General features: G+C 75.4%; 11 protein-coding genes and 1 tRNA gene. 6 read left to right on the top strand and 6 right to left on the bottom strand.

The features are described 5' to 3' along the window. Nucleotides 1–116: 116 nt before the first annotated feature. A complete protein-coding gene (locus DT057_RS05145; protein WP_128561041.1) occupies nt 117–500 on the bottom strand; it encodes a hypothetical protein in 384 nt (127 codons plus the stop codon). A gap of 275 nt (nt 501–775) precedes the next feature. On the opposite strand from DT057_RS05145, the gene DT057_RS05140 reads away from it, so the two are divergent. Both DT057_RS05140 and DT057_RS05135 read left to right on the top strand, forming a co-directional pair. Next, nucleotides 776–1,354: a L,D-transpeptidase gene (locus tag DT057_RS05140; RefSeq protein ID WP_128561040.1), complete on the top strand. Its 579-nt coding sequence runs from the start codon at nt 776–778 to the stop codon at nt 1,352–1,354. Between the two features lie 435 nt (nt 1,355–1,789). Further along, on the top strand, nt 1,790–2,263 hold the full coding sequence (locus tag DT057_RS05135) for a DUF4142 domain-containing protein (protein WP_238313105.1): 474 nt from the start codon (nt 1,790–1,792) through the stop codon (nt 2,261–2,263). Nucleotides 2,264–2,419: 156 nt separating this feature from the next. Here DT057_RS05135 and DT057_RS05130 read toward each other — a convergent pair whose 3' ends face one another. Both DT057_RS05130 and DT057_RS05125 read right to left on the bottom strand, forming a co-directional pair. Continuing rightward, the gene (locus DT057_RS05130) at nt 2,420–2,788 is read right to left on the bottom strand and encodes a hypothetical protein (RefSeq protein ID WP_238313106.1); all 369 of its coding nucleotides are present in this window, start codon (nt 2,786–2,788) and stop codon (nt 2,420–2,422) included. 405 nt (nt 2,789–3,193) lie between these two features. Then, a tRNA-Thr gene (locus DT057_RS05125) sits at nt 3,194–3,265 on the bottom strand. A gap of 225 nt (nt 3,266–3,490) precedes the next feature. On the opposite strand from DT057_RS05125, the gene DT057_RS05120 reads away from it, so the two are divergent. After that, nucleotides 3,491–3,730, top strand: a complete 240-nt coding sequence (locus tag DT057_RS05120) for a hypothetical protein (RefSeq protein WP_128561038.1) — start codon at nt 3,491–3,493, stop codon at nt 3,728–3,730. 279 nt (nt 3,731–4,009) lie between these two features. Then, complete coding sequence (locus DT057_RS05115) at nt 4,010–4,366, top strand: hypothetical protein (protein ID WP_128561037.1); 357 nt, start codon at nt 4,010–4,012, stop codon at nt 4,364–4,366. Nucleotides 4,367–4,439: 73 nt separating this feature from the next. On the opposite strand, the gene DT057_RS05110 is transcribed toward DT057_RS05115, so the two are convergent. Continuing rightward, nucleotides 4,440–4,649: a hypothetical protein gene (locus tag DT057_RS05110; protein ID WP_128561036.1), complete on the bottom strand. Its 210-nt coding sequence runs from the start codon at nt 4,647–4,649 to the stop codon at nt 4,440–4,442. A gap of 153 nt (nt 4,650–4,802) precedes the next feature. Next, on the bottom strand, nt 4,803–5,516 hold the full coding sequence (locus DT057_RS05105; RefSeq protein ID WP_128561035.1) for a BA14K family protein: 714 nt from the start codon (nt 5,514–5,516) through the stop codon (nt 4,803–4,805). A gap of 259 nt (nt 5,517–5,775) precedes the next feature. Between DT057_RS05105 and DT057_RS35390 the strand changes: the two genes are divergently transcribed. Then, entirely contained in the window at nt 5,776–5,937 is a 162-nt protein-coding gene (locus tag DT057_RS35390; protein ID WP_162501325.1) for a hypothetical protein, read from the top strand. A 180-nt stretch (nt 5,938–6,117) separates the two neighbouring features. On the opposite strand, the gene DT057_RS05100 is transcribed toward DT057_RS35390, so the two are convergent. Continuing rightward, nucleotides 6,118–6,798 (bottom strand): Crp/Fnr family transcriptional regulator, encoded by a 681-nt coding sequence (locus tag DT057_RS05100; RefSeq protein ID WP_128561034.1) that lies wholly within the window; start codon nt 6,796–6,798, stop codon nt 6,118–6,120. Nucleotides 6,799–7,055: 257 nt separating this feature from the next. Between DT057_RS05100 and DT057_RS05095 the strand changes: the two genes are divergently transcribed. Next, nucleotides 7,056–7,874: a universal stress protein gene (locus DT057_RS05095; RefSeq protein ID WP_128561033.1), complete on the top strand. Its 819-nt coding sequence runs from the start codon at nt 7,056–7,058 to the stop codon at nt 7,872–7,874. Nucleotides 7,875–8,487 lie beyond the last annotated feature (613 nt).

The following is an 8,487-nucleotide window of genomic DNA, read 5'->3' as shown; positions in this document are numbered from 1 at the left end:
GCCCCCGCCCGCCGCCGCCCGCCCGGTGCGCGGGCCGCGGCGGGGCTGGGGATCCTCGGCGGCGCGGGGCCGGTGTCGGGCCGGCGGCGATCCGCCGTGCCCTCGGGCCAGGGGCGTCAGGCGAGGCGCTGCGCCGTCCAGTCGCCGGCGCAGCCCCGGTCCGCGAAGGTCCAGGTGCCGCTGCCGCCGGCCCCGGCGAGCTGGCCGCGGGCGGTGGCGGCGATCCCGAGCGTGCCGATGCTCGCATCCACCAGCCCCTGCGGGCTGACGTCGCCCGAGGCCGTGAACAGTCCGAAGTCGCCGCTGTGGCCGATGACGCCGTTGGTGACGCTCACGTCAATCTGGTGCCGGGCGCAGGCGCCCTCTGTCGGGACGAAGGTCACGGCCCAGCGCCCGTCGTAGGGAGAGGCCGCCTGGGCGCTCGCGGGCCGGGGCGGCGCCGACAGCGCCAAGCCGGCGAGGAGGCACGGCACCAGCCCGCGCGGCATGTAGCCCATCATCACCGCCCCCCATCGCGGGCGCGCGGCCCGCAGGCGTGGTGTGTAGGGGGAACCCGGACCCCCGGCAAGCCGGGGCTCCCGGGGCCGCCGGGGCGGGACCGCTCGTCCCGGCGGCGCCGGCCCGGCGGCACGCTGGGTCCTTGAGGCGCCACGCCCCCGCGCAGGCCGGCGCCCGGGTCCGGATCCTGCCGGCCGGCTCGGCCGTGTTGTGCTCCGGCCTCCCGCGTAGGATGGTGGCCGGCGCCGGTTGCGGTGCGCACGAGGGTGGTTGGAGCATGAGAGGACGGATCGCGGGCGCCGTCGCGGTGATCGCCGCCGCCGCCCTGGCGCGACCGGCTGGCGCGGCCGACGTGCGGATCGCCGTCGACAAGGCCGCGCAGCGCATGACCGTCACGGTCGACGGGCGGGAGCGCCACGCCTGGCCCGTGTCGACCGGGGCGGCGGGCTACGCCACCCCGGCGGGCTCCTTCGCGCCCTCCCGCCTCGTGCCGATCCACTACTCCCGGGAGTGGGACGACGCGCCGATGCCGCACGCGATCTTCTTCACGGATGCGGGCCACGCCATCCACGGCAGCCGGGCCACGGGCCGGCTCGGCACCCCGGCCTCGCACGGCTGCGTGCGCCTGGCGCCCGCCCACGCCCGGACGCTGTTCGCCCTCGTGCGGGCGGAGGGAATGGCGAGCACCCGGATCGAGATCGCCGGCGCGGATCCGGCCGCGGGGACGGATTCGGCCGCCGCGGGGGCGGATGGCGGCTACGCCGGGGGTGACTACCGCCGCCTCACGAGCTTCAACCCCCTCGTCTCCGGCATCATGGCCGAGGCGCCGCAGCGCGCCCGGCCGCGGGCGCCCTGATCCCGCATCCGGTCCGGCGGGGCGCTCCGGCGGCCCGGGCCGGATCGATCTGCGCGCCGTCCCGGCGGCGGCTCGGCCGCGGGCTCGCACTGCCGCGCGGGGGCGGGCCCGGGCGGGAAGCCCCGCCGCTCGGGCCCGCGACGGTCGCGTCCCCGTGGCCGGCGCACCGAGCGATCCGGCCAGGGCGGTCGTGGTCGCGCTCTACTGTCGCAGGATTCCCTCGCCCAAGGCGAAGCTGAAACCGGCAAGCCGAGGGCGAGTTGGTCCCGGCGCTCACGCGCCCCTCGGCACAATCAAGGTAGAACGCCCATGCATCGTCGCCTCGCACTCACCGCTATAGCTTCGGCCGTGGCCTCTTCGTCTTTCATCGGTGCCGCTTTTGCGAAGAACCCGGCGAGCTCTGCCGCAGCAACTTCGGGCAACACTGGCGCCAAGATGGGCGAGGCGGAAGCCAAGCACGCGGCCGACACGCTCGCGGTCGGGGCGATGTCCCTCGCCGCCAGCCGGGTCGCGCTGAAGAAGGCCAAGGACGACGACGTCAAGGAATTCGCCCAGTTCGAGGTCGCCGAGCAGGAGACCATCGCGGATGTCCTGAAGGCGATGCGCGACCAGACCGTCGCCGCGAGCGGGCAGGTGCAGCCGCCGTCGGAGCCCGAGGTCACGGGCCAGCTCGACCCCAAGGGCAAGGCGATGCTGGAGAAGCTGGAGGGCGCCAAGGCCGGCTCGGCGTTCGACCGCGAGTACGTCAAAGGGCAGATCGAGGGCCACCAGGCACTGCTCAAGATTCAGGACGCCTACCTGGCGACCGGCAAGGATCGCGAGAACCTCGGGGTCGCCAAGCTCGCCCGCGGTCAGATCAAGGAGCACCTCGTACTCCTCGCCGGCATCGACAAAGACCTGAAGGATTGAGCGGCGCGGCGGCCCCCCCGACGGCGCGGGCCGCGATCCGCTCCTGGCGGGCGCGGTGCCCGCCACCGCCGGGGGCAGCACGGCCCCCTCGCCGGAGCCGTTTCGCCGCCAGCGGTCGCGGCTCACGTTCCCGGCGCGGGCCGCGGCCGGTCGGTCTCACAGCAACCAGAGGGTGCAGCCGAGGCCCAGCCCGGCCACGATGATGAACCCGATGAACAGGTACAGCGGCGCGACCACGCGGTTGTGCGCGTAGCCGGGCTTGAGCTTGGCTCCCCGCCACCGTTCCTGTGTTTCCGCCCGCCGCGCCTTGGCGATGTCGACCGGCGACAGCGCGTTTCCTCCCGCTTCCTCGCAGGTGCCCAGCATCGCCATGCCGGGATCGAACACCTCGACCTTGTCGCCGCTGCGACCGGAATCGATGTCGCCCTTCAGCATGGCGGCGTTCGGGTGCGCGTCGTCCGTGGGAGCGGGCGTGGTGCCCCGCTGTGCGGAGAGATGCGGAGGCACGTCCGTCTCGGTGTCCATCGCGGCGCTGTCCTGAATTATCGGGGGAAATGACCGAGCGCCACGTAGGCGACCAGCGCAACAACGATCACCAGGAGAGCAAGACCGAGCAGTGTCGGCATGATCGTGTTGGTGCGTCGCTCGGGCTTATGACTTGGCAGTGCCATTGAAATTTCTGCGCTCGGTTGGGTTGATACAGCGCCAAAGCCCCCGAAGGTCGTAGGTTCCCGGATTTCTCGAAGAACAGGCCGGACGCACGCGCGCTCGTCCGGGCATGCCGGTTTTAGGGGCGGCGCGGCCGGGGCAAGGGCGCTTCTGCCGCGAACGGACCGCGACCACGCCTCCGGCACATCCACGGAGACGGTCGCGCGCCCGGCCTGCGTCATCGGGCACCGGATTTCTCGCGGGATGGGGAGAAGGCCGCGGTGCCGGTGGAGAGGATCGAACTCCCGACCTTCGGTTTACAAAACCGCTGCACTACCGCTGTGCTACACCGGCGCTCCCGCCCGCCGTCGATAGCAGCCGCCCGGAGTCGGTTCAACCCGAGCCCCCGTGCCGGCGCGATGCTGCACTGCCGTTGCTGCGCTGCAACATAAGGTCGCGCAGTGCGGGATCGCGGGGACGCTGGCACGTGAATCGCGTCGCGGCGGCCCAGTCAGGTGGGTTGTTCGCCCCGGCCCGGGGCCCGCCTGCGGGTATCCGCGGATGGCCGGTGGAGGTGGCATGGCCGACTTTCTCACCATCGCGCTCGTCTGCGCCAAGACCCTGGCGGCGCCCGACTGCTCGCGCGACACGGCCCTCGACGTGGCGGTGGCGCCGGCCGCGACGCCGATAATCTGCCTCATGCAGGGCGAGACCATCGCCGCCCAGGGCGGCTTCGTGGATCGAGCAGAGACCTACCTGAAGATCACCTGCGAGCGCCGCCGCACCGCTGCGCTCGAGCCCGACACGGCGGCCCAGTAAGTCCCGCCGCCCCGCAGGAGTGGGCGCGCGGCCGCGCGAGGCGTGGGGCTCCACGCGGGCGGGCTCTCGGTCACGACCGAAGCCGCATTGCCCGGCAGCACGGGTCGGGCCTCCCATGAGGCGCGGGCCGCGTCGGCTGGGTGCAGCGCCAGGAGCGCGGCGCGGATGCGCCGGTCCGACGCATCCTTTCCGAAACGTTGCCCGATCGCCGGCCCGTTTACGCTTCGTTAAACCTGTGGTGGCGATCCTGGGGGCATCGTGAAGCCCGCAGGTACGCCCGTGATCCAGAGCCGTTCGACCAGCATCGACGACCCGTCCGCCGCCTGTCCCGTCTCCCTCGAGGTGCTGGGCCAGCTCTCGCGCGCCGACCCCCGGCGGGTCCCCGACATCGTCGCGGACATACCGGAGGCCACGCGGGCGCGCCTCGCGGTCTACCTCTACGGCCGCAGCCACACGCACGAACTCGGCATCCGCATCGCGGCCACCTGCGAGGACGCCACGCTCCAGCGCACCGCCGGGATCGTCGGCAGCAGCCTCTATGCGCAGTCGCGCAAGCCCTACGTCCTGCCGGCCTACGGCACCTCGCACGCGGCGCCGCGGCGCAAGGTCAGCCTCGGCGGCTCGGCGCGGCCGTGAGCACCGGCTGCGCTCCCGCGTCGCCCCGCCGCGGGCGGACCCGCGACGTGGGCGACGCGGGGCCGGGCGGCGGTCAACTCCGCAGCGCGGGGCCCCGCTCGGCCTCGGGGTAGCCGCCCGAGATGCCGCCGAGGCGCGTCTCGAGTTCGGCGACCCGAGTCTGCAAGGCGTCGATCTGCTGGACGGCCTTCACCAGCACGCCGATCAGGGCCTCCTGCTTGGCCTCGGCGGATGTCTGGCTCAGCGCCTGGTGGACCTGTTGGCTCAGCGTATCCGTGGCCATGCGATGGATCCTCGAGTGGGTTCGGGACGATCCCTGCCGCGGTCCCGGGGTCGGCGCGCCGGGGAGCGGCCGCGGCAGGGCGGTGGACCTGGCCCCCGTGCCCGGCGGCCGTGACGGTCGCCGGGCACGGTCCGGGCCGGGGTCAGGCCGGGCTCACGGGCAGGGGTGCCGCCGCCCGTCGTTGCCGAGATAGGTGCCCGATGCCGGGTCGTAGGACCGGAAGCGCTGGGTGCAGTAGCTGACCTGGTCGGCGTCCGACGTCTCGACGCCGACGGTCGCGGGCGCGTAGCCGTAGCCGGCGGGCGCGTAGCCGCCGCCGTAGCCGCCGTAGCCGGTGGCGGCGTAGCCGTCGCCGTAATCCCCGTACCCGTACGCACCGTCGCCGTACGCGTAGCCGGCACTGCCCGCGGCGAGTCCGAGGCCGAGCCCGAGGCCCAGTCCGGCGGCCCCGTAGCCGAAGCCGCGCCCGCGGTAGTAGCCGCCGCGATTGCCCGCGAAGCCGGCCCCGCGGTACACGCCGCCGCCGGGCCGGAAGCCGCCATTCACGACGGCGTTGCCGCCGCGCAGGCCGCCCGCGCCGGCCGCGAAGCCCGCGCCGCCGGCCGGCCCGCCGCGGAAGCCCGTTCCGGCGAGGCCCGCGCCGCCCCGGACGCCGTTGCCGCCGAACCCGGCGCCGCCGAGGCCCGCGCCGCCGCGAAAGCCGTTGCCCGCGAAGCCGCCGCTCCGGAAGCCGCCGCCGCCGCCGTGGAAGCCGCCGCCGCTGAAGCCGCCCCCGCGGAAGCCGCCGCCCGGCCGGGCGTCGGCGATCATCGGGGCGAAGGCGAAGGCGCTCGCGACGGCCGCGGCGGCGAAGAGGTGGGTTTTCATGCTGTCGACCTGAATCTGGAGGGAATCCCCATGCTCAGTGAACGCCGCCCGCCCGGGTTCGGTTCGTCCTGCGGGCCTTTGTCATCCCGCGTCGGCCGCCGGGCGCCATGGGCCGGCCCGCGGCGGCGTGATCCCGGCGATGTGCGGGATCGCACCTGCCGGGCGGCGCCCGGGGCGGGCCCGCAACGGAGTTGAAACCGCCAGGCTCTAAACCGCGGGTCGTCGACGTCGTCACCGACGGCACACGGGGACCAAGATCATGCTGGACATCATCCGCATCATCGCTGCCGCCGCGGTTCTGGCAGCATGGTGCTTCGTCGCCCCGGCCAAGGCGGAGGATCCGGCCGCCGGCACCCGGGGCGCGGAGCGGGGCGCGCCCGCCGTCGCGGCCGCCTGCCCGCCGCGGCCCTCCCGCGCCTGACGGGCGGCAGCGGAGGTCAGGTCCCTGTCCGCGCGCCGCGGCGCGCCGCCTCTCCGCCCCGTCGCTCGCGCCCGGTGACGGGACGCGCCCGGCCGGGCGACGCGGGAGGACGGTCCTTGCGCCCGGTGGCCGTCGCTGCCGGCGCGGTCGGTCGGATCCCCGCCTCGGCCGGCATCCGGCTCACGCCGGGTCGATGCGCGCGCGAGCGGTGAGCCGGCCGATGTCCAGGATGCGGATGCGCCCGCGGCTGGTGGCGATCACGCCGGCGCGCTTCCAGGCCTGAAGCTGCCGGTTGACGCTCTCGCGCGTCGCCCCGACGAAGACCGCGAGATCTTCCTGCGACACCATCACCTCGGCGCCGTAATCGTTGCACAGGCCGAGCAGCCGGCGCGCGACCCGCTGCTCCAGGGCCAGGAACGACGCCTCCTCGGCCCGCTCGCTCATCCAGCGGATGCGGGCGCACAGGAGCTCGATCAGCTGCACGGCGAGGCCCGGGCGGCTCTCGATCAGCGCCAGCAGGTCGCTGCGCAGGATGACGAACAGGTCGGTCGGCTCGCTCGCGAGGGCGGTGGCGGTGCGGGGATGGCCGTCCAGGAGGGCGACCTCGCCGAACACGTCGCCGGGCCCGAGCATGTTGAGGGTGACTCGCCGGCCATCCTCCGTCCCGGTGGTGATGCGGATCTGGCCGCGGCGGATCGCGTAGAGGGCGTCGCCGGGGTCGCCCTTGAAGAACAGGGTGCGTCCGGCCTCCAGGCTGCGCGTCACGCACAAGGCCGCGATCGCCTCGACGGCCGCGCCGCCGAGGCTCGCGAAGAACGGGTTGACGGCGAGCAGGCGGGCGAGGTCGCGCGTCTCGGTCATGGCTCGTCCCTCGGAGCACGGGGCCTGATCGCGCCCGCGCGGTCGGCGGCGAGCTTGCCGCGAACCCTCCTGCCCTGGCCAGGGGGCGGTGCCGCGCCCGTCCCCGGCCGCGCCCGTCCCCGGCCGCGCCCTCCCCCGCGCGTGGTGCGCCGCGCGAACCCTTCGGCCTCCCGGGGATTGTCCCAACGGCGGGCGATCGTCCCGGCGTGGGCCGCCCGGCGAGCGTGCGGCTGGGGTTCTTCGCCGAGGAGGCCACGATGGCTGTCGCGAGCGTGATGGTTCCGGTGGACCTGGAGCCCGGCTCGCGCGGGCGCGTCGCCGTGGCGCGATCGGTCGCCGCGCGGTTCTCGGCGCGGCTCGTCGGCGTCGCCGCCCGCGAGGCCCTGCCGGTCCGCCTCTACGGCAAGGGCGCCTACGTCACCACCCGCATCGTCGGCGAGGAGGACGCGCGCGCCGCCGCCGACCTCGCCCGGGCGGAGCGGGTTTTTCGCGATGGGGCCGGCCCTCAGGCCGACGTCGCCTGGCGCGCCCGAAGCGGCGACCTGATGGCCTTCCTGACCGAGCAGGCCCGTGCCGCGGACCTCGTCGTCGTCGGACGGCAGCCCGCGAACGACGACGACGGCTGGTGCGCCGGCCTCGCGCCCGGCGAACTGATCCTGCGCCTGGGGCGTCCCGTCCTGATCGTGCCGCCGGGCGTCGCCGCGCTCGCGGCCGCGCGGATCGTGGTGGCCTGGAAGGACACCCGCGAGGCTCGCCGCGCCGTGCGGGATGCGCTCCCGTTCCTCGCCGCCGCGCGGTCCGTCTGCATCGCGACGGTCGGGCCCGAGGCCGCGCCGGACGGGGCGGAGGACGTCGCGGACCACCTCGCCCGGCACGGCGTCGCCGGCCTCCGCCTCGCGCGGCCGCAGGCGGCGGGCAGCGTGGCCCAGGCCCTCGTCGCCCTCGCGCACCGGGAGGAGGCCGACCTGATCGTCGCCGGCGCCTACGGCCACTCGCGGCTGCGCGAGCGGATCTTCGGCAGCGTCACCCGGCAACTCCTCGCCGCGACGCCGGTCTGCTGCCTGATGAGCCACTGACGCGCGCTCCGGACGATCGCCGCACGCGCCCGCGGCGGCGCGCCCAGGGGCCCGCGCCGGCGCGCCCCGGACTCGGGACCGCCGCGCCGCGCGTGTGCGCTCGCGCACCTCCCCGGTCCGGGCGGGCTGCTACAACGAGCCTGCCCTTCACGGGCGTTTCCTCCCTAGACTTCGGCCGCTCGCGAGAGCGGCCTTTTTGTTGCCCGCCGCGGACCGGGCGCGGCGCGCGGCNCCGGGCCGCGAGGGCGTCGGCCGCCGTGGCGCAGCCGAGGGCGGCGGCCGCGGCGCCGGCGAGGATCAGGAGGCGCTGCATCGGGAAGCTCCGGCATGGACGACGCGCCGGCTCTGCGCCGGGCCGGGTGAACGGCGGATGAGCGCGCCGAACGGCGCGAGGGGCCCGGCAGGTGCCGGGCCCCTCGCGACGGATCCCTCGCGTCCGGCGCTCGGCCGGCGGCCGGCGTCCGCGGGACGCGGTCCCGCGGAGTGGGCCCTCACCACTGGTAGCGGATGCCGGCCCGGCCGCCGCCGCCCACCAGGTCGCCGCCGATGCGGTAATCCGCCCGCACGAAGCCCGACAGACCCGTCTTCAGGTTGAACAGGTTGAGCGAGGCCT

Origin of the sequence: Methylobacterium crusticola, assembly GCF_003574465.1 — a bacterium.
GTDB lineage: Bacteria > Pseudomonadota > Alphaproteobacteria > Rhizobiales > Beijerinckiaceae > Methylobacterium > Methylobacterium crusticola.
Note: the sequence above shows the minus strand (reverse complement) of the source record. Positions and strands in the feature narration are given on the sequence as shown.

Excerpts from the sequence above, each read along its gene's own strand:
- DT057_RS05120 (WP_128561038.1), top strand. The coding sequence starts at position 3,491 with ATGGCCGACTTTCTCACCATCGCGCTCGTCTGCGCCAAGACCCTGGCG.
- DT057_RS05105 (WP_128561035.1), bottom strand. The coding sequence starts at position 5,516 with ATGAAAACCCACCTCTTCGCCGCCGCGGCCGTCGCGAGCGCCTTCGCC.
- DT057_RS05135 (WP_238313105.1), top strand. The coding sequence starts at position 1,790 with ATGGGCGAGGCGGAAGCCAAGCACGCGGCCGACACGCTCGCGGTCGGG.
- DT057_RS05145 (WP_128561041.1), bottom strand. The coding sequence starts at position 500 with ATGATGGGCTACATGCCGCGCGGGCTGGTGCCGTGCCTCCTCGCCGGC.
- DT057_RS35390 (WP_162501325.1), top strand. The coding sequence starts at position 5,776 with ATGCTGGACATCATCCGCATCATCGCTGCCGCCGCGGTTCTGGCAGCA.
- DT057_RS05100 (WP_128561034.1), bottom strand. The coding sequence starts at position 6,798 with ATGACCGAGACGCGCGACCTCGCCCGCCTGCTCGCCGTCAACCCGTTC.
- DT057_RS05095 (WP_128561033.1), top strand. The coding sequence starts at position 7,056 with ATGGCTGTCGCGAGCGTGATGGTTCCGGTGGACCTGGAGCCCGGCTCG.
- DT057_RS05110 (WP_128561036.1), bottom strand. The coding sequence starts at position 4,649 with ATGGCCACGGATACGCTGAGCCAACAGGTCCACCAGGCGCTGAGCCAG.
- DT057_RS05130 (WP_238313106.1), bottom strand. The coding sequence starts at position 2,788 with ATGGACACCGAGACGGACGTGCCTCCGCATCTCTCCGCACAGCGGGGC.
- DT057_RS05140 (WP_128561040.1), top strand. The coding sequence starts at position 776 with ATGAGAGGACGGATCGCGGGCGCCGTCGCGGTGATCGCCGCCGCCGCC.